Here is a 17,491-nt window from a genome sequence, read left to right on the forward strand (position 1 = left end):
GACAAGCAGGAGCCCAGCGCCCCACTTGCAGCTTGAGGCTTGAGGCTTGAGGCTGAGAAGGGAACCTTCTCCATGAGCCAAGAACGTCGCTACAGCTTCGAGTTCTTCCCCACCAAGACCGAAGCCGGGCATGAAAAACTGCTGAACGTCGCGCGTCAGCTGGCCGGCTACAACCCGGACTTCTTCTCCTGCACCTACGGTGCCGGCGGCTCGACCCGCGACCGCACCATGAACACCGTGCTGCAGCTGGACGGCGAGATCAAAGTGCCGACCGCGCCACACCTGTCCTGCGTCGGCGACGGCAAGGACGAGCTGCGCAGCCTGCTCAGCCAGTACAAGAACTCCGGCATCCGGCGCATCGTCGCCCTGCGTGGCGACCTGCCGTCGGGCATGGGCATGGCCAGCGGCGAGCTGCGCTACGCCAACGAACTGGTCGAGTTCATCCGCGCCGAGACCGGCGACCACTTTCACATCGAAGTGGCGGCCTACCCGGAAGTACACCCGCAGGCGCGCAACTACGAGGACGATCTGAAGAACTTCGTGCGCAAGTGCCAGGCCGGCGCCAACAGCGCCATCACCCAGTACTTCTTCAGCGCCGACTGCTACTTCTACTTCGTCGAGCGCGTGCGCAAGCTGGGCGTGGAACTACCGATCGTGCCGGGCATCATGCCGATCACCAACTACAGCAAGCTGGCGCGCTTCTCCGACGCCTGCGGCGCCGAGATTCCGCGCTGGCTGCGCAAGCAGCTGGAAGCCTACGGCGACGACCTGGAGAGCATCCAGGCCTTCGGCGAGCAGGTGGTGACCGAGATGTGCGAGCGCCTGCTCGAAGGCGGCGCGCCGGGTCTGCATTTCTACACCCTGAACCAGGCCGAGCCGAGCCTGGCCATCTGGAACAACCTCAAGCTGCCGCGCTGAGGCGTTCCCCGGAGCGCGGCGGCCCGCCGCCGCGACAACCGCCCACCGCATCGCCCCGGCATGCGACAGACAAGGAAGCCCGATGACTCTGGCGCGCAACAAGATCAACGCCTCGGTGAGCCCCAAGGGCAGCCTGGAAACCCTCTCCCAGCGCGAAGTGCAACAGCTGCGCGAGACCGGCTCGGGCAATGTCTACGCCCTGTTCCGCCAGTGTGCCCTGGCGATCCTCAACACCGGCTCGCACAGCGACAACGCCAAGACCATTCTCGAGGCCTATCCGGACTTCGAGGTGATCATCCACCAGCAGGACCGCGGCATCCGCCTGGAACTGCGCAACGCCCCGGCCGACGCCTTCGTCGACGGCGAGATGATCGCCAGCACCCGCGAGATGCTGTTCAGCGCCCTGCGCGACATCGTCTACACCCAGAGCGAACTGGAAAACCAGCGCATCGACCTGGACAGCTCCGAAGGCATCACCGACTACGTCTTCCACCTGCTGCGCAACGCCCGCACCCTGCGTAGCGGCGTCGAGCCGAAGATGGTGGTGTGTTGGGGCGGCCACTCGATCAGCAGCGAGGAGTACAAGTACACCAAGCGCGTCGGCCACGAGCTCGGCCTGCGCCGCCTGGACGTCTGCACCGGCTGCGGCCCCGGCGTGATGAAGGGGCCGATGAAGGGCGCCACCATCGCCCACGCCAAGCAGCGCATCAGCGGCGCCCGCTACCTGGGGCTGACCGAGCCGGGCATCATCGCCGCCGAGGCGCCCAACCCGATCGTCAACGAGCTGGTGATACTGCCGGATATCGAGAAGCGCCTGGAGGCCTTCGTCCGCGTCGGCCACGGCATCATCATCTTCCCCGGCGGCGTCGGCACGGCGGAGGAATTCCTCTACCTGCTCGGCATCCTCACCCACCCGGACAATGCCGGCCTGCCCTTCCCGGTGGTGCTGACCGGGCCGAAGAGCGCCTCGCCCTACCTGCAGCTGCTGCACGAGTTCATCGGCGCCACCCTCGGCGAGGCCGCCCAGCAGCGCTATCGGGTGGTAGTCAACAACCCGGCCGAGGTGGCCCGGCAGATGGCCACCGGCATGCAGGAAGTGGAGCAGTACCGCCGCGAGCGCAACGACGCCTTCCACTTCAACTGGCTGCTGAAGATCGACGAGGGCTTCCAGCGCCCCTTCGAGGCCACCCACGCCAACATGGCCGCGCTCAACCTGACCCGCGAGCAGCCGCTGCATGAGCTGGCGGCCAACCTGCGCCGCGCCTTCTCCGGCATAGTCGCCGGCAACGTCAAGGCCCACGGCATCCGCCTGATCGAGGAGCACGGTCCCTACGAGCTCAAGGGCGATCCCGACATCATGCGCCCGCTGGACCGGCTGCTGCAGGCCTTCGTCGAGCAGCACCGCATGAAGCTGCCGGGCGGCAGTGCCTACGTGCCCTGCTATCGGGTGGTCGGCTAGGACCTTTTGCGCCGGGGGCAAAGCCGCTAATCTGGCGCAATGCCACTATTCCAGCGCCAGATTATCGCCGCCTTGCTCTGCGGCCTCGCCCTCGCGGCGCGGGCGGAGCCGCTGCGCCTGGTCACCGAGGCCTGGGCGCCCTACGTCTATCAGGACAACGGCCAGCCGAGCGGGCTCGACTACGAAATAAGCGTCGAGGTGCTGCGCCGCCTGGGCGTCGAGGCACAGTGGCAGTTCCTGCCCTGGAAGCGCTGCCTGCTGGCCCTGGAACAGGGCCAGGCCGACGGCATCCTCGATATCTTTCGCACGCCGCAGCGCGAGGCGCACATGCTGTTCGTCGAGGAGCCGCTGTCGCAGGTGGAGTTCGTCCTGTTCTTCGCCAGCAACAGGCCCTACCCCTATCGCAAACTGGAAGACCTGCGCGACCTGCTGATCGGCACCTCGCCCGGCTACTGGTACAACGACCAGGCCTTCCGCGACTCGCAGCTGTTCAGCCGCGAGGAAGCGCCGAGCCACGAGGCCAACCTGGGCAAGCTGGTGCGCCAGCGCGTCGACCTGGTACTCAACGACCGCCGCGCCGGCCTCTACCTGGCCGCGCGGATGGGCCTGGGCAGCCAGCTCGGCTACAACCCCAAGGTGGTCGGCGAGGACCGCCTGTACCTGGCCCTGCGCCGCACGCCCGAGATGGCCGAGTTGGCCGGGCGTTTCGCCCTGGAGCTGCGCCGCTTCAAGCAGGAGCAGGCCTACGCCCGGCTGCAGGCGCGCTACGCCGAGCCGGCCGATGCGCCAAAGGCCGCGAAGGATTGACCCAGGCCACGAAAATCGGCCGACGGGTAGCTAGCGGCCACACCATATTGCTCTGTTATACTCCGGAAACCCGCCAGGCTTGCGCCCGGATGCTCGGCAAGCCATCGCCCAGCAGTACCGGACGGGATCGTTCAGCGAGAGCGATTCAAGCCAGGCTACTTCCCCATCGGGCCTTCGCCCCACTTTTGACAGGATGACTCATGTCCTTTGTTTCCCTCGGTCTCTCCGAGGCATTGGCCGGTGCCGTTGAGGCCGCCGGCTACGCCCAGCCCACTCCGGTGCAGCAGCGGGCCGTTCCCGCCGTGCTGCAAGGTCGCGACCTGATGGTCGCCGCCCAGACGGGTACTGGTAAAACCGCAGGCTTCGCCCTGCCGATCCTGGAGCGCCTGTTCCCCGGCGGCCATCCGGACCGCGAGCACCGCCACGGCCCGCGCCAGCCGCGCGTGCTGGTACTGACACCGACCCGCGAGCTGGCGGCACAGGTACACGACAGCTTCAAGGTCTACGCCCGCGACCTGCCGCTGGTCAGCGCCTGCATCTTCGGCGGCGTCGGCATGAACCCGCAGGTGCAGGCCCTGGCCAAGGGCGTCGACCTGCTGGTGGCCTGCCCGGGCCGCCTGCTCGACCTGGCCGGCCAGGGCAGCGTCGATCTGTCCCGCGTGGAGATCCTGGTCCTCGACGAAGCCGACCGCATGCTCGACATGGGCTTTATCCACGACGTTAAGAAAGTACTGGCCAGGCTGCCGGCGCAGCGCCAGAACCTGCTGTTCTCGGCGACCTTCTCCAAGGACATCATCGCCCTGGCCAACAAGCTGTTGCGCGACCCCGAGCGCATCGAGGTGACGCCGCCGAATACCACGGTCGAGCGCATCGAGCAGCGCGTATTCCGCATCCCGGCCACACACAAGCGGGCCCTGCTGGCACACCTGATCACCCTCGGCGCCTGGGAACAGGTGCTGGTGTTCACCCGCACCAAGCACGGCGCCAACCGCCTGGCCGAATACCTGTGCAAGCACGGCCTGCCGGCCGCGGCGATCCACGGCAACAAGAGCCAGAACGCGCGCACCAAGGCCCTGGCCGACTTCAAGGCGGGCGAGGTGCGCATCCTGGTGGCCACCGATATTGCCGCCCGCGGCCTGGACATCGACCAACTGCCGCACGTGGTCAACTACGAGTTGCCCAACGTCGAGGAAGACTACGTCCACCGCATCGGCCGTACCGGTCGCGCCGGCCGTAGCGGCGAGGCCATCTCGCTGGTGGCGCCGGACGAGGAGAAGCTGCTCAAGTCGATCGAGCGCATGACCAAACAGCAGATTCCCGCTGGCGACATGCAGGGCTTCGACCCGGCCAGCGTCGAGGTGGAGAAACCCGAGGCGCGGCCGCCGCGTCCGGAGCGCCAGCCGCGCGCCGACAAGCCCAAGCACGAGGCCAAGCACGAGCCCAAGGCCGACGGCGAAGCCGGCGAGGGCCAGGGCAAGAAGCGCAAGCGTCGCCGTGGCAAGGGCAAGGGCCAGGCCGAAGCCGGCCAGCAGCCGCAACAGAACCAGCCGCGCCAGGCGCGCAAGCCGGCCTCGCCGCTGGAGCTGCCACCGGAGCGTGACCCCGAGGAGTTCCTCGACGACGACTACGACAACTTCGGCAACCGCGCCGACTACGTCAGCCCCAACCCACCCAAGGCAGCGGGGCGCAACCAGCGTCGTGGCGGTCAGGGCCAGGGCGCTCAGGGCCGCAGCCAGGGCGGCGGCCAGCGCCAGGGTGGCCAGGGTCAACGCCAAGGTGGCCAAGGCGGCCAGAAGCAGGGTCAGGGCGGCCAGCGCCAGGGGCAAGGGCAGAACCGCAATCGCGGTGGCCAGGGCCAGCGCAGCAACGGCGGTGGCCGTCGCGACGAGCCGCGCTACGAGCGCCAGGAACCGGCGGTACAGGACAACCGCGCGACCAAGCAGCCGCTGATCATCCGCAAGGGTGAGCGCCTGCCGACCCTGGAGCAGCTGGAGAGCCTGCAGGAAAGCCGCCCGCGCGGCGAGAAGCCGGCGCTGCTGACCCGCAAGTAAGCGGGCCACAGGTCCTGACGCCTGGCAGTCCACACAGAATCCGATGCCTGTTTCGGGCATCGGATTTTTTATGCGACTTTCCCATGCGCTTGCACTGACCTACGCCGGCCTCCTTTCCCGCCTGAGGGCGTTTCGATCAGCCCTAGGCTGCATGTGCAACTCCCCCGCCCCCGCTACATTCGGCACTGCAGCCTCAGCCACTGCTGTGGCGTGCAGCCCCACCAACGGCGAAAAGCCCGGTAGAAGGGCGACAGCTCGGCGAAGCCGCATGCCCTGGCCACGTCACGGATGCTGCAACCCTGGTGCAGCAACGTCTGCGAGCGCTGCCGACGCAGCTCCTCCAGCAGCGGTCGAAAACCCGTGCCATGCACCAGCAGAGCCCTCTGCAGAACCGCGCGCGGCAAGCCAAGGGCTTCGGCGCAACCACCCAGATCGCACACCCCCTGGCCCAGCCGACTGGCCTGCCAGTAGCGCACGCGATTGATCAACGAGTTACCCGCCAGCTCGGCCAACTGCTCGTCGGCATGTCGGCGCAGCACCGCGAAGATGCCCGGCGCCGCATTGCGCGACGGCCTGCTCAGCCAGGCGACCGAAAACTCCAGGGCATCGTGCTCGGCCTCGAAGCGCGGGGTCAAACCGAACAGCCGGCGATGCTCTTGCAGTCGCCGTGGCGCGGCATGCCGCAGGCTCAGCCCGAGCAGCGGCACGGGCTGACCGCAGAGCTGCGCCAGGTGCTTGCCAAACAGCACCGCCAGACATTCCATCTGCTGGCGCAGCGAGCCATGGCCTAGATAGTTGAGGTCAATCACCAGACGAGCCCGCTCGCCCTCCACCTGCAACGCCGCGGCAAAACCGCCGGAGACGATGTGCTGGTAGCGCACGAACACCTCCAGCGCCTCGCGCAGATCGCGGCTGGCCAATTGCAGGTAGCTGACCACGTCCAGCGGCCTTGGCTGCATGAGTTCGCCCAGGTGCAGACCGATATCGGGGTCTCCGGTCAGGCGCGGTAGCGCCTGCCAGAACGGCGGTGCCAGGTCGTGAGGCTCGCGTGCCTCGCTGCTCGGCGGCCCTAAGGGAATATCGCGGAAGGCGCTCCGGTAGATCTCCCCCGGCTCGAATCCGAGCGCAGCCAGCGCCTCGTACAGCAGCAGGCGCAATGTGGAAGAGTGGGTCAGGGGCAGGTCGAGGGGTGGGATCATGGTGACCAGATATTTGCCGCTGGCGATTTTTGGGTCAATGTGACACTCGCCACGGCTGCGCACAATCGGCGCCACAACGACAAGAACGGAACGCAGCATGAAACGCAGTCTTTCCCTGCTCGCCGTCGCCCTGCTGGGCGCCGCGGCCGGCGGCTTCTGGTACCTGGACGGCAAGCAGCCACGCCGCGACGGCAGTCTCGCGCTGCCCGGCCTGAGCGCCGAGGTCAGCGTGCGCTACGACGAGCGCGGCGTGCCGCATATCCGCGCGCAGAACGAGGCCGACCTGTACCGCGCCCTGGGCTATGTGCAGGCCCAGGACCGCCTGTTCCAGATGGAGATGCTGCGGCGCCTGGCCAACGGCGAGCTGGCCGAGGTGCTGGGCGCCAGGCTGGTCGACAGCGACCGTCTGTTCCGCACCCTGCGCCTGGCCGAGCACGCCCGCGAGCATGTGCGCCGGGCCGAGCGCAGCGGCCCGGCCTGGCAGGCCCTGCAAGCCTACCTGGACGGCATCAACGCCTACCAGGCCAGCCGGCCGAAGCCGCTGGAGTTCGACCTGCTGGGCATTCCCAGCCGCGACTTCCGCGCCGAGGACACCCTGGCCGTGGCCGGCTATATGGCCTACAGCTTCGCCGCCGCCCTGCGCACCGAGCCGGTGCTGACCCGGGTGCGCGATCGGCTGGGCGCCGACTACCTGGAAATCTTCGATCTGGACTGGCACCCGCAGGGCGTCATCGCCGCACCACTGGCCGACAGCGACTGGCAGGACCTCGACGCGCTGGCCCGGGTCAGTCACGAGGCCTTCCGCCAGGCCGGCCTGCCGCAGTTCGAGGGCAGCAACGCCTGGGCCATCTCCGGCAGCCGCACCGTCAGCGGCAAGCCGCTGCTGGCCGGCGACCCGCATATCCGCTTCGCCGTGCCGGCGGTATGGTACGAGGCGCAGCTGAGCGCGCCCGGCTTCGACCTCTACGGCCATTTCCAGGCGCTCAACCCGACCGCCTCGCTGGGCTTCAATCGCGACTTCGCCTGGAGCCTGACCATGCTGCAGAACGACGACCTCGACCTGGTCGCCGAACGACCCAACCCGGACAACCCCGAACAGGTCTGGTACCGGGGCGGCTGGGTCGATCTGCAGCGCAGCGAGACCGTCATCCGGGTCAAGGACGGCGCCGACGTGCACCTGACCCTGCGCCGCTCGCCGCACGGCCCCATAGTCAACGACGCCGTGGCGCAGGCCGCCGGCAAGACGCCGATCGCCCTGTGGTGGGCCTTCCTGGAAACCGACAATCCGATCCTCGAGGCCTTCTACCGGCTCAACCGCGCCGACAGCCTGGACAAGGCCCGCGCCGCCGCCGCGCAGATCCACGCGCCCGGCCTCAACCTGGTGTGGGCCAACGCCGCCGGCGACATCGCCTGGTGGGCGGCGGCCAAGCTGCCGCGACGCCCGGCGGGGGTGAATCCCGCCTTTATCCTCGATGGCGCCAGCGACGAGGCGGACAAGCCCGGCTTCCACCCCTTCGCCGCCAACCCGCAGGAGGAGAACCCGCCGCGTGGCTACATCCTCTCGGCCAACCACCAGCCGCAGAACGGCGTCGAGGTGCCGGGCTACTACAACCTGGCCGATCGCGCCCGGCGCCTGGACCAGCGCCTGCGCGACCCGGCGGTGAAGTGGGGCCTGAGCAACAGCCAGGCCCTGCAACTGGACAACGGCAGCGGCTACGCCCCGCGCCTGCTGGCGCCGCTGCTGGCGGAGCTGCGCGCGGCCGCAGGCGACGCCGCCGAGCGCGCGCTGGTCGAACGCCTGGCGGCCTGGGACGGCGACCACCGCCTGGACTCGGTCGCCGCCAGCCTGTTCAACCAGTTTCTCTACCAGTTGGCCCGCGGCGCCCTGCACGACGAGCTGGGCGATGCCTTCTTCGACAACCTGCTCCTCACCCGCGCGCTGGACAGCGCCCTGCCGCGCCTGGCCGCCGACGCCGACTCGCCCTGGTGGGACGTGCGCGGCAGCGAGGCGCGCGAGAGCCGCGCCGAGGTGGTCGAGGCGGCCTGGCAGCAGACCCTGGCCCACCTGCGCGAGCAGTTCGGCGCCGATCCGGCGCAGTGGCAGTGGGGCCAGACGCACCGCCTCAGCCACAGCCACCCGTTGGGCCTGCAGAAGCCGCTGGACCGGCTGTTCAACGTCGGCCCATTCGCCGCGCCGGGCGGTCACGAGACGCCCAACAACCTGTCGCATCGGGTCGGCCCGGCGCCCTGGGAGGTGGTCTACGGCCCCTCGACGCGGCGCCTGATCGATCTGGCCGCGCCGCAGCGGGCGCTGGGCATCAACCCGGTCGGCCAGAGCGGCGTGCTGTTCGATGCGCACTACGCCGACCAGGCCGAGGTCTATATGCGCGGCGACTACCTGCCCATGCATCTGGCCGAGGACGACGTGGCCGCCAACACCCGCAGCGAACTGCTGCTGGTGCCCGCTACTGCACGGTGATGCTGATCTTCTCGGAGATCACCGGCTCTGCGTGCGGCATATGCTGCTTGTCGCCGATCAGCAGCTGCAGGGTATGGCTGCCCGGCGTCAGGGTCAGCTGAGTCTCGGTCTGGCCCTTGCCGAAGTGGCGGATCTGCTCGGTGGCCGGCAGCGGCGCATCGAGCGGGGGCAGGGTTTCGACGTCGACCAGCAGGTGGTGGTGACCGGTGTCGGGCATGTCGACGCCGGCCGGCGCCACGCCCATGCCCTTGAGGCCGAACTTGACGGTGAAGGTCTGCGCCACGCTGGCGCCGTCGAGCGGCTCGATGAAGTACACCCGAGCCTGCGCCGGCGCCGGTTGCCGATGTGAGTCGGCCAGGGCCGCGGGCGACAGGGCGCAGAGCAGGGCGGCAAGCCCGAGGAGTCGCGCAACAGGACTCATGGCAGGTTCCTCGCGTTAGGGTCCAGCACTGACCTTAGGCGATCTCGCGCGACTCGCCCGGTCAGCCGTCGCCCCGCTCCAGGCGCGCCAGCTCGGCGGCGGCCTCGGCCAGCTGGCTCTCGTTGAACACCTGCACCCCGTGACGGGCGAGCAGCGCGGCGGTGACGCCCTCGCCCGCGACCAGCACGCCGCCGAAGCTGCCGTCGTAGGTATGGCTGTTGCCGCAGGACGGGCTGCGCGCCTTGAGCACGGCGACGCGCAGGCCATGCTGGCGCACCAGGCGCAGGGCGGTCTCGGCACCGGCGACGAAGGCGGCGGTGACGTCCTCGCCGCCGTCGGTCAACACCGGCAGGCGGCCATCCAGCACGCCGCCGCCCTGGCCACCGGGAATCTCCGCCGGCGGCCGCGGGGTGGGCAGGCCACCGGCCACCTCCGGGCACAGGGCAACGATGCGGCCCTCGTCCTGCCACTGCTGGAGCAAATCGAAAGGCCCGTGAGCGCCGCCGTCGTAGCGCACCTTGTGGCCGAGCAGGCAGCGGCTGACCAGCAGTTTTTCCATCACTCCTCCTGAGGGGCGAAGCACAGTGTCCCCCTCTCCCTGTGGGAGAGGGCCGGGGTGAGGGGCTGCAGAGCCACCCTCACCCGCCCTGCGGGCAGGGGCGCACAAGGGATAACCATCAGCGCCGTCTGAACCAGCCGGTCAACGACAGGCGCTCGCGCGTCGCCGGCAACACTTCGTGGGGCAGCTCGGCGGACATGAACAGCACCAGGGTGCCGGCCGCCGGCAGCACGTCCAGCTCGCCGCCATCGCGCGGGTAGAGGCGCAGGACGCCACCCTGCTCGGCCCGCCAGTCGTCGTTGAGGTAGAACACCGCCGATACCGTGCGCCGGTCGTCGTCGCGAAAGCGGTCCACATGCTTGCGGTAGAAGGCGCCCGGCGGATAAAGGGCGAAGTGGCTCTCGTAGTCCTCCAGCCCCAGGTAGAAGGCGCGGTTGAGCGCCTGGCGCAGCTCGTCCATGGCCGCCAGATAGCGGTCGCAGGCCGCGTCCTGGCCCGCCTCCAGCCACTGGATGCGGTCGCCGCGAATGCCCTCGCGCACCGCCAGGGCCTGGCCCCGGCCGACCCCGGCCGGGCTCAGGGCGCCCGTCTGCGCGCGCTTGCGGCACTCCTCGGCCAGTTCGCGGGTCAGAGGCAGTGGCAGAAAGTCGTCCAGCCGCGCCCAGCCGCGCGTGGCCAGTTCGTCGATGATCTGCGGCAGGCGCCGCTGCAGGGAGGTATCGGTCATGCGCCGATTCTACCAGCGCCGCCTGCGGGCCCCTACAATAGCCGCGCCAGACAGGAGTTTTTCATGCGTGCCGTGCTTGCCACCCTCATGCTGCTGTGCAGCCTCACCGTCTTCGCCGACGACCATGCCCGCCTCTACCAGAGCGCCGGCTGGCCGCTGCAGCGTGCGCACTTCGGCGAGGCGCTGAGCGCCGCCCAGCAGCGTTATCGCGGCAGCCTGCCGCCGGCGGTGTACCAGGCCCTGGTGGACAACAGCAACAAGCGCTTCGCCGCGGCGGCCATGGACCAGCGCGCCGATGCCGCGCTGCGCATGCAGCTGGGCGACCCGCGGCCGGCCCTGCGCTTCTTCGAGTCGCCGCTGGGGCGCAAGATAGTCGCGGCGGAGACCCACGCCACCTCGCGCGAACAACTGGCCGCCAACGCCAACGGCCTGCCCGCGACCCCGGCGGACGCCACCCGGCGCCTGCTGATCCGCCATCTGGCCCAGGCCCTGCCGGCCACCGAGGCCGGCGCCGAGGTCAGCCTGGCGCTGGCCAGCGTCGCCGCCGACAGCCTCAGCTCCATGCTGCCCGGCCTGTTCGGCGGCGCGCAGACGCAGATGCTGGTGCAGAGCCAGCGCGAACGCCTGCAGCAGCAGATCGAGGCGGATATCGACAACATCCTGCTGCACGTCTACCGCGACCTGTCCGATCCCGAGCTGGAGGAATTCGCCAGCTTCGCCCAGTCGGCGGACGGCCAGGCCTACTACCGGGCCGCCCTGGCCGCCCTGCGCGCGGCCCTGGCGGCCGGCGAGCCGGCCTCCGAACTGCAGCCGGCGCAACAGGGCATTTGAGTTCGGCGTCAGCGCCAAGCAGGTGCCGGGCGGGCGTCCCGCTAACGCAGGTGCTCGCTAAGGAAGGCAAAATACTGCCGGCGGATCGCCTCGCTCTCGTTGGCCAGATGATGGCGGGCGCCGGGGATGCGCAGTATCTGCGGGCGGTCGAACTTGTCCTGCAGCACCCGCAGGTTGTGCCGCCAGTCCACCGTCATGTCCTCCTCGCCCTGCACGATCAGCGGCCGCTGGGCACTGCGTGGCGCCCGCTCGATGCGCGGAATCCACTTGGCCAGGGCGCCGACCCAGGCCGTGGGCAGGGTCTGCGGCTGCAGGGGGTCGCGCCGGCGGACGAAGTCGAGGAATTCGGCGTCGTTGGAGTTGGCCGAGAAGCGCCGCGGCAGCTCCGACCTGAAGGGCCCGAGCAGGTGGTAGCTGAGCTTCGACAGGCCCCAGGCGCGCGGCCGTACCAGCGGCGCCAGCAGCAGGGTGGCGCCGGGCTCCGGGCGCGGCGCACCGAGCAGCAGCAAGTCCAGCAGTATGGCGGCGCCGGTGCTCTGCCCGCACAGGTGCCAGGGCTGCGGCAGGTCGAGGCCGGCGGCCTCGGCGAACAGGCACTGCAGGGCGCGCTGGTAGGCGGCGAAGTCGTCGATGCTGGCACGCGGCCCCGCCGACAGGCCATGCCCCGGCAGGTCGAAGGACAGCACCGCCAGGTTCAACCCCAGCGCCCAGTCGATCACATGGCGGTACAGCCCCATATGGTCGTAATAGCCGTGCACCAGGATCAGGGTCGCCTGCGGCGCGGCCGGCAGCCACAGCTGGGCCACCAGCTCCAGGCCGTCGCAGTGCAAGCGCCCCAGGCGCCGCTGCACACCCAGCTCCAGGCCGTAGTAGCGCTGGTAGGCGCGCGCCTCCTCGACCAGCGGTCCGCTCGCCAGGGCCAGAGGGCCGAGGGCGGCGCGCAGGCGCTCGGGCTGGAACGGAACGGGCTGGGGCATGGCGGTCATGGGCGGTTTCGCTGCGGGCTTTCGGACAGTCGATATTCAGCTGTGCGCGCAGGCGTGGCAAGCTAGGCGCCCTTCTCCCGCCGTCGCCCGTCCATGTCACCGCGTCGCAAGACCCTTCTCGCCGGCCTGCTCGCCCTGCTCTGGCTGGGCGCCCTGCTGGTCGCCTACTGGTGGTTCCAGAGCCGCTACATCCGCCCCTTCGAGCCGCGTACCGAGCTGTTCTCCGGCGCCGAGCTGCGCCTGCCGGCGGAGCTGGCCGGCCCCGGGCCGATCCGCCTGGTGCACTTCTGGGACCCGGCCTGCCCGTGCAACGTCGGCAACCAGCAGCACCTCGGCGAGCTGCTCGCCACCTACGCGCCGCGAGGCGTCGAGTTCTATGCGGTGCAGAAGGCCGGCAGCCACGGCCGCCTGCCGGCCAACCTGCAGGCCCTGCGCCCCCTCGAAGAGCTGCGCGGCAGCGCCGGGCTGCCGGCCAGCCCGGCGGTGGCGATCTGGGACCAGCAGGGCCGCCTGGCCTACTTCGGCCCCTACAGCGAGGGGGCCCAATGCACCTCGGCCAACAGCTTCATCGAGCCCATACTCGAGGCCCTGCTGGCCGGGCGGCCGGTGCGCTCCGAGAGCAATCTGGCGGCAGGCTGCTTCTGCGACTGGGAGCGGGGCGACTAGCTGGGGGGGCCTAGACGAATGTCCACGTCGCCTGTGGCCTGGCCTTGGGCATCGAAGCGCCGCTCCATCAGCCGCACCCCACCGTCGGCGTCCAGCAGCAGGGCGCTGCTGGCGCAGGTGCCGTAGCCCGGGCCGACGATGAACACCGAGGCCAGCAGCAGCTCCCAGTCGACGCCTATGCCGGTGTCCGGCAGCAGCACCCGCGGCGGCTGCTGGTCGTCCTGCAGCAGCGCCAGCAGGCGCTCCGGCCGCGGGTCGTCGAGGCAGCCGGCGAGATGGGCGGTGGCCCGCAGCACCTTGGGCCAGGGCGTGTCCAGCTGGGCGTTGGACAGGCCGTAGAGGCCCGCCTGCAGGCGCCGCGCCCAACCCTCCTCGGAATTGAGGAAGAACAGCTGGCGGCGGTCGCCGAGCAGCAGGTTGAAGCCGCTGTAGTCGTCGAGGCGCGGCAGCAGCCCGGCGAGAAACGACTCGGCATCCAGCGCGCCGCGCAGGAACTCCACCGGCAGCTCGCCGCGCGAGCGTCGGCCCTGGGCCTGGCGCGGGTCGCGGATATTGGTCAGGGCGGCGAAACGGCCGTCGCGGCTCACCCCCAGCCAGGTGCCGCCGGCCTGCAGGTCGCGCCCGGCATACAGGCCAGGCGCGTCCGGCCACTCGCCCAGCGGCAGGCTGGGGCGGTCGTAGAACTCGTCGCGGTTGGCCGCCAGCACCAACGGCTGCGGGTGATTGGGGCGCCAAGCGAAGGCGATCAGGCACATGCTGCGACTCCGGCTCTCGGGGCCTCCACTGTACGGAAGTTTCGCCGGTTCTGGCCATGCCCGAATGCGCTCCGCTACCATGCCCGCCTGATCCGGGGGGGCTCATGGAATTTCTGCTCTATCTGCTGTTGGGCGCGGCGGCCGGCGTGCTGGCCGGTCTGTTCGGCGTCGGCGGCGGCATCATCATAGTGCCGGTGCTGGTGTTCAGTTTCACCGCCCAGGGCATCGACCCGGCGGTGCTGACCCACCTGGCCGTGGGCACCTCGCTGGCCACCATCGTCTTCACCTCGATCAACTCGGTGCTGGAGCATCAGCGCAAGGGTGCGGTGCGCTGGCCGATCTTCGCCTGGATGACCCTCGGCATCCTGCTCGGCGCCGGCCTCGGCTCGCTGACGGCGGCGGCCATCCAGGGGCCGCTGCTGCAGAAGATCATCGGCGTGTTCGCCATCGTCATCGCCCTGCAGATGGGCCTGGAGTTGAAACCCAAAGCCGGCCGCGCTGTCCCAGGCAGGCTGGGGCTGACCGCCGCCGGCGGGGTGATCGGCTGGGCCTCGGCGATCTTCGGCATCGGCGGCGGCTCGCTGACCGTGCCCTTCCTGACCTGGCGCAGCGTGCCGATGCAGCAGGCGGTGGCCACCTCCGCCGCCTGCGGCCTGCCCATCGCGGTGGCCAGCGCCCTGAGTTTCATGCTGATCGGCTGGCAGGAGCCGGGGCTGCCGCAGTGGAGCCTCGGCTTCGTCTACCTGCCGGCCATGGCCGGTATCGCCATCACCAGCATGTTCTTCGCCCGCTTCGGCGCGCGCCTGGCGCACAGGCTGTCGCCGCGCCTGCTGAAACGGCTGTTCGCCCTGCTGCTGCTGGGCGTGGGCGTGAATTTCCTGATCTAAGGAGTTTTGAATGCTGCCTTATCCGCAGATCGACCCGGTGGCCATCGCCCTGGGCCCGCTGAAAATCCACTGGTACGGCCTGATGTATCTGGTCGGCATCGGCGGCGCCTGGTGGCTGGCCTCGCGCCGCCTCGCCCGCTTCGACGCCGGCTGGAGCAAGGAGAAGCTTTCCGACCTGGTGTTCTGGGTGGCCATGGGCGTGATCCTCGGCGGCCGCCTGGGCTACGTGCTGTTCTACGACCTGTCCGCCTATATCGCCGAGCCGCTGAAGATCATCCGCGTGTGGGAGGGCGGCATGTCCTTTCATGGCGGCCTGATCGGCGTGATGCTGGCCACCTGGTGGTTCGGCAAGCGCAACGGCAAGAGCTTCTTCGAGCTGATGGACTTTATCGCCCCGCTGGTACCGATCGGCCTGGGCGCCGGGCGCATCGGCAACTTCATCAACTCCGAACTGTGGGGCAAGGTCACCGACGTGCCCTGGGCCATGGTTTTCCCCAACGGCGGGCCGGACCCGCGCCACCCCTCGCAGCTGTACCAGTTCGCCCTGGAAGGCGTGGCGCTGTTCGTCATCCTCTGGGCCTACTCGCGCAAGCCGCGCCCGACCATGGCGGTGTCCGGCCTGTTCGCCGCCTGCTACGGGGTGTTCCGCTTCATCGTCGAGTTCGTCCGCGTGCCGGATGCCCAGCTCGGTTACCTGGCCTGGGGCTGGCTGACCATGGGCCAGGTGCTGTGCGTGCCGATGATCCTCGGCGGCCTCGGCCTGATGCTCTGGGCGTATCGTCGGGCCAGGGCCTGAAGCGTCGGCGATTTGGTTAAACTGCGCGCTTTTTCCGGGTGCCTGGGCGGGCACCCGTGACCTTCCCAGCGGAGCTGAGATGAAACAGTACCTCGACCTGATGCGCCTGGTGCGCGAGACCGGCACCTTCAAGAGCGACCGCACCGGCACCGGCACCTATTCGGTGTTCGGCCACCAGATGCGTTTCAACCTGGCCGACGGCTTCCCGCTGGTGACCACCAAGAAGTGCCACCTGAAATCCATCATCCACGAGCTGCTGTGGTTCCTGGCCGGCGACACCAATATCAAGTACCTGAAGGACAACGGCGTGCGCATCTGGGACGAGTGGGCCGACGAGAACGGCGACCTCGGCCCGGTCTATGGCTACCAGTGGCGCAGCTGGCCGGCACCGAACGGCGAATCGATCGACCAGATCAGCAAGCTGATCGAGATGATCAAGAAGAACCCGGACTCGCGCCGCCTGATCGTCTCCGCCTGGAACCCGGCGCTGGTCGATGAAATGGCCCTGCCCCCATGCCATGCCCTGTTCCAGTTCTACGTGGCGAACGGCAAGCTGTCCTGCCAGCTATACCAGCGCTCGGCCGACATCTTCCTCGGCGTGCCGTTCAACATCGCCAGCTACGCCCTGCTGACGATGATGATCGCCCAGGTCACGGACCTCGAGCCGGGCGACTTCGTCTGGACCGGCGGCGACTGCCACCTGTACGCCAACCATATCGAGCAGGCCGACCTACAGCTGACCCGCGAGCCGCTGCCGCTGCCGACCATGAAGCTGAATCCCGAGGTGAAGGACCTGTTCGCCTTCACGTTCGAGGACTTCGAGCTGCAGAACTACCAGGCCCACCCGCACATTCCCGCGCCGGTCGCGGTGTAAGCCATGCTGGCGGCCGAGCTCAAGGCCTTTCACATGGTCGCCCGCCTGGGCAGCATCACCCAGGCGGCGAAGAAGCTCGGCCTCAGTCAGCCCACCGTCACCACGCAGATTCGCAATCTGGAGGCGCAGTACGGCGTCGAGCTGTTCTACCGTGGCGGCCGCCGCCTGACCCTGAGCGACGAGGGCGCGCGCCTGCTGCCGATGGTGCGGCGTCTGCTGCAGCAGGAGGCCGACATCGAGTTCTTCCTGCGCAACTGCGGCCAGCTGCAGGGCAGCCTGCGCATCGCCGCCACCGCGCCCTACTACGTGCTGGACCTGATCAGACGCTTGCGCGAGCGCCTGCCGCAAGTGCAGGTGAGCCTGGAGATCGGCAACTCGCAGCAGGTGATCGAGGCGCTGGAGGAATACCGCGTCGACCTCGCCGCCTCCTCGCAGCTGGAGCAGGACGCGCGCTTCACCCGCCTGGTGCTGGGCCAGGATCCCCTGGTGCTGGCGGCGCACCGCAATCACCCACTGGCCGTTCACAAGGCCCTGTCGCCCAGCGCGCTGGCCGGTCAGTGCCTGCTGATGCGCGAGGCCGGCTCCACCACCCGGGTGCTCACCGAGCAGATGCTGCGCGATGCCGGCGCCGTGCCCGGCGCGGTGCTGGAAATCGGCAGCCGCGAGTCGATCCGCGAGGGCGTGCTGCGCAATCTCGGCGTCAGCGTGATCGCCCGTCATGAGGTGCCGGACAACCCCGAGCTGCGGGTGATCGCGCTGGACGACGCGCCGCTGATCCCCGAATACCTCTACTGCCTCAAGGAGCGCCGCGGCGCGCGCCTGCCGGCGGCCTTCCTAGCCCTGGCACGGGAAACCGCCTAGGCAATGCTTCCCCTCTCCCCTTGGGAGAGGGGCCAGGGGTGAGGGTCTTCCAGGTCAACTCGCTTCTTCCCTCACCCCGGCCCTCGGCTTTGGCTTCCTGCGTCGCCCTACCTCCTGCATCCATGCAGTCGCCTCCCAAGGGAGAGGGAGCCCATACCCAAATCCGCCGATAGCACTATCGGCAGCTTTTGCCCAACTGCCATAAAGCCTTAGCA

The 17,491-nt window shown here is 69.3% G+C and carries 17 protein-coding genes; 11 read left to right on the forward strand and 6 right to left on the reverse strand.

The window, feature by feature from the left end; genetic code table 11:
* The first annotated feature begins 72 nt into the window (after positions 1–72).
* The 4 genes from metF to AAFN46_RS06975 all read left to right on the forward strand — a co-directional run bounded on the left by metF (position 73) and on the right by AAFN46_RS06975 (position 5,235).
* Positions 73–918 (forward strand): methylenetetrahydrofolate reductase [NAD(P)H], encoded by an 846-nt coding sequence (gene metF, locus AAFN46_RS06960; RefSeq protein WP_347807966.1) that lies wholly within the window; start codon positions 73–75, stop codon positions 916–918.
* Positions 919–1,000: 82 nt separating this feature from the next.
* Complete coding sequence (ppnN, locus tag AAFN46_RS06965) at positions 1,001–2,377, forward strand: nucleotide 5'-monophosphate nucleosidase PpnN (protein ID WP_347807967.1); 1,377 nt, start codon at positions 1,001–1,003, stop codon at positions 2,375–2,377.
* Positions 2,378–2,416: 39 nt separating this feature from the next.
* A complete protein-coding gene (locus AAFN46_RS06970) occupies positions 2,417–3,184 on the forward strand; it encodes a transporter substrate-binding domain-containing protein (protein ID WP_347807968.1) in 768 nt (255 codons plus the stop codon).
* A 200-nt stretch (positions 3,185–3,384) separates the two neighbouring features.
* Positions 3,385–5,235, forward strand: coding sequence for a DEAD/DEAH box helicase (locus AAFN46_RS06975; RefSeq protein WP_347807969.1), 1,851 nt, complete (start codon positions 3,385–3,387; stop codon positions 5,233–5,235).
* A 173-nt stretch (positions 5,236–5,408) separates the two neighbouring features.
* On the opposite strand, the gene AAFN46_RS06980 is transcribed toward AAFN46_RS06975, so the two are convergent.
* Positions 5,409–6,434, reverse strand: coding sequence for an AraC family transcriptional regulator ligand-binding domain-containing protein (locus tag AAFN46_RS06980; RefSeq protein WP_347807970.1), 1,026 nt, complete (start codon positions 6,432–6,434; stop codon positions 5,409–5,411).
* Between the two features lie 97 nt (positions 6,435–6,531).
* Between AAFN46_RS06980 and AAFN46_RS06985 the strand changes: the two genes are divergently transcribed.
* The gene (locus AAFN46_RS06985) at positions 6,532–8,913 is read left to right on the forward strand and encodes a penicillin acylase family protein (RefSeq protein ID WP_347807971.1); all 2,382 of its coding nucleotides are present in this window, start codon (positions 6,532–6,534) and stop codon (positions 8,911–8,913) included.
* Here AAFN46_RS06985 and AAFN46_RS06990 read toward each other — a convergent pair.
* The 3 genes from AAFN46_RS06990 to AAFN46_RS07000 form a co-directional block, all read right to left on the reverse strand.
* The gene (locus tag AAFN46_RS06990; protein ID WP_347807972.1) at positions 8,900–9,334 is read right to left on the reverse strand and encodes a DUF4399 domain-containing protein; all 435 of its coding nucleotides are present in this window, start codon (positions 9,332–9,334) and stop codon (positions 8,900–8,902) included. The genes AAFN46_RS06985 and AAFN46_RS06990 overlap by 14 nt on opposite strands.
* A 61-nt stretch (positions 9,335–9,395) precedes the next feature.
* On the reverse strand, positions 9,396–9,893 hold the full coding sequence (locus tag AAFN46_RS06995; protein ID WP_347807973.1) for a DUF523 domain-containing protein: 498 nt from the start codon (positions 9,891–9,893) through the stop codon (positions 9,396–9,398).
* A gap of 118 nt (positions 9,894–10,011) precedes the next feature.
* Entirely contained in the window at positions 10,012–10,620 is a 609-nt protein-coding gene (locus AAFN46_RS07000; RefSeq protein ID WP_347807974.1) for a 2OG-Fe(II) oxygenase, read from the reverse strand.
* A 63-nt stretch (positions 10,621–10,683) separates the two neighbouring features.
* Between AAFN46_RS07000 and AAFN46_RS07005 the strand changes: the two genes are divergently transcribed.
* The gene (locus tag AAFN46_RS07005) at positions 10,684–11,451 is read left to right on the forward strand and encodes a hypothetical protein (RefSeq protein WP_347807975.1); all 768 of its coding nucleotides are present in this window, start codon (positions 10,684–10,686) and stop codon (positions 11,449–11,451) included.
* Between the two features lie 41 nt (positions 11,452–11,492).
* Here the strand turns inward: AAFN46_RS07005 and AAFN46_RS07010 are convergent, their stop codons facing one another.
* Positions 11,493–12,437 carry an alpha/beta hydrolase gene (locus AAFN46_RS07010; RefSeq protein ID WP_347807976.1) on the reverse strand — a complete coding sequence of 315 codons (945 nt, stop codon included), beginning with the start codon at positions 12,435–12,437 and terminating at the stop codon, positions 11,493–11,495.
* Positions 12,438–12,530: 93 nt separating this feature from the next.
* On the opposite strand from AAFN46_RS07010, the gene AAFN46_RS07015 reads away from it, so the two are divergent.
* The gene (locus AAFN46_RS07015) at positions 12,531–13,103 is read left to right on the forward strand and encodes a DUF6436 domain-containing protein (RefSeq protein WP_347807977.1); all 573 of its coding nucleotides are present in this window, start codon (positions 12,531–12,533) and stop codon (positions 13,101–13,103) included.
* On the opposite strand, the gene AAFN46_RS07020 is transcribed toward AAFN46_RS07015, so the two are convergent.
* The gene (locus AAFN46_RS07020) at positions 13,100–13,858 is read right to left on the reverse strand and encodes an NRDE family protein (RefSeq protein ID WP_347807978.1); all 759 of its coding nucleotides are present in this window, start codon (positions 13,856–13,858) and stop codon (positions 13,100–13,102) included. The two genes, AAFN46_RS07015 and AAFN46_RS07020, sit on opposite strands and share 4 nt — an antisense overlap.
* 104 nt (positions 13,859–13,962) lie before the next feature.
* Here AAFN46_RS07020 and AAFN46_RS07025 point away from each other — a divergent pair, with 104 nt between their 5' ends.
* The 4 genes from AAFN46_RS07025 to AAFN46_RS07040 all read left to right on the forward strand — a co-directional run bounded on the left by AAFN46_RS07025 (position 13,963) and on the right by AAFN46_RS07040 (position 17,276).
* The gene (locus AAFN46_RS07025) at positions 13,963–14,745 is read left to right on the forward strand and encodes a sulfite exporter TauE/SafE family protein (RefSeq protein WP_347807979.1); all 783 of its coding nucleotides are present in this window, start codon (positions 13,963–13,965) and stop codon (positions 14,743–14,745) included.
* A 10-nt stretch (positions 14,746–14,755) separates the two neighbouring features.
* The gene (gene lgt / locus AAFN46_RS07030; protein ID WP_347807980.1) at positions 14,756–15,541 is read left to right on the forward strand and encodes a prolipoprotein diacylglyceryl transferase; all 786 of its coding nucleotides are present in this window, start codon (positions 14,756–14,758) and stop codon (positions 15,539–15,541) included.
* Positions 15,542–15,620: 79 nt separating this feature from the next.
* Positions 15,621–16,415 (forward strand): thymidylate synthase, encoded by a 795-nt coding sequence (locus tag AAFN46_RS07035; RefSeq protein ID WP_347807981.1) that lies wholly within the window; start codon positions 15,621–15,623, stop codon positions 16,413–16,415.
* A 3-nt stretch (positions 16,416–16,418) separates the two neighbouring features.
* Entirely contained in the window at positions 16,419–17,276 is an 858-nt protein-coding gene (locus AAFN46_RS07040; RefSeq protein ID WP_347807982.1) for a LysR family transcriptional regulator, read from the forward strand.
* Positions 17,277–17,491: the final 215 nt, after the last annotated feature.

Source organism: Pseudomonas sp. CAU 1711 (genome assembly GCF_039888625.1).
GTDB lineage: Bacteria > Pseudomonadota > Gammaproteobacteria > Pseudomonadales > Pseudomonadaceae > Aquipseudomonas.

Bases quoted from the DNA above. Each gene is read 5' to 3' on its own strand.
- metF (WP_347807966.1), top strand. From the start codon at position 73: ATGAGCCAAGAACGTCGCTACAGCTTCGAGTTCTTCCCCACCAAGACC.
- ppnN (WP_347807967.1), top strand. From the start codon at position 1,001: ATGACTCTGGCGCGCAACAAGATCAACGCCTCGGTGAGCCCCAAGGGC.
- AAFN46_RS06970 (WP_347807968.1), top strand. From the start codon at position 2,417: ATGCCACTATTCCAGCGCCAGATTATCGCCGCCTTGCTCTGCGGCCTC.
- AAFN46_RS06975 (WP_347807969.1), top strand. From the start codon at position 3,385: ATGTCCTTTGTTTCCCTCGGTCTCTCCGAGGCATTGGCCGGTGCCGTT.
- AAFN46_RS06980 (WP_347807970.1), bottom strand. From the start codon at position 6,434: ATGATCCCACCCCTCGACCTGCCCCTGACCCACTCTTCCACATTGCGC.
- AAFN46_RS06985 (WP_347807971.1), top strand. From the start codon at position 6,532: ATGAAACGCAGTCTTTCCCTGCTCGCCGTCGCCCTGCTGGGCGCCGCG.
- AAFN46_RS06990 (WP_347807972.1), bottom strand. From the start codon at position 9,334: ATGAGTCCTGTTGCGCGACTCCTCGGGCTTGCCGCCCTGCTCTGCGCC.
- AAFN46_RS06995 (WP_347807973.1), bottom strand. From the start codon at position 9,893: ATGGAAAAACTGCTGGTCAGCCGCTGCCTGCTCGGCCACAAGGTGCGC.
- AAFN46_RS07000 (WP_347807974.1), bottom strand. From the start codon at position 10,620: ATGACCGATACCTCCCTGCAGCGGCGCCTGCCGCAGATCATCGACGAA.
- AAFN46_RS07005 (WP_347807975.1), top strand. From the start codon at position 10,684: ATGCGTGCCGTGCTTGCCACCCTCATGCTGCTGTGCAGCCTCACCGTC.
- AAFN46_RS07010 (WP_347807976.1), bottom strand. From the start codon at position 12,437: ATGACCGCCATGCCCCAGCCCGTTCCGTTCCAGCCCGAGCGCCTGCGC.
- AAFN46_RS07015 (WP_347807977.1), top strand. From the start codon at position 12,531: ATGTCACCGCGTCGCAAGACCCTTCTCGCCGGCCTGCTCGCCCTGCTC.
- AAFN46_RS07020 (WP_347807978.1), bottom strand. From the start codon at position 13,858: ATGTGCCTGATCGCCTTCGCTTGGCGCCCCAATCACCCGCAGCCGTTG.
- AAFN46_RS07025 (WP_347807979.1), top strand. From the start codon at position 13,963: ATGGAATTTCTGCTCTATCTGCTGTTGGGCGCGGCGGCCGGCGTGCTG.
- lgt (WP_347807980.1), top strand. From the start codon at position 14,756: ATGCTGCCTTATCCGCAGATCGACCCGGTGGCCATCGCCCTGGGCCCG.
- AAFN46_RS07035 (WP_347807981.1), top strand. From the start codon at position 15,621: ATGAAACAGTACCTCGACCTGATGCGCCTGGTGCGCGAGACCGGCACC.
- AAFN46_RS07040 (WP_347807982.1), top strand. From the start codon at position 16,419: ATGCTGGCGGCCGAGCTCAAGGCCTTTCACATGGTCGCCCGCCTGGGC.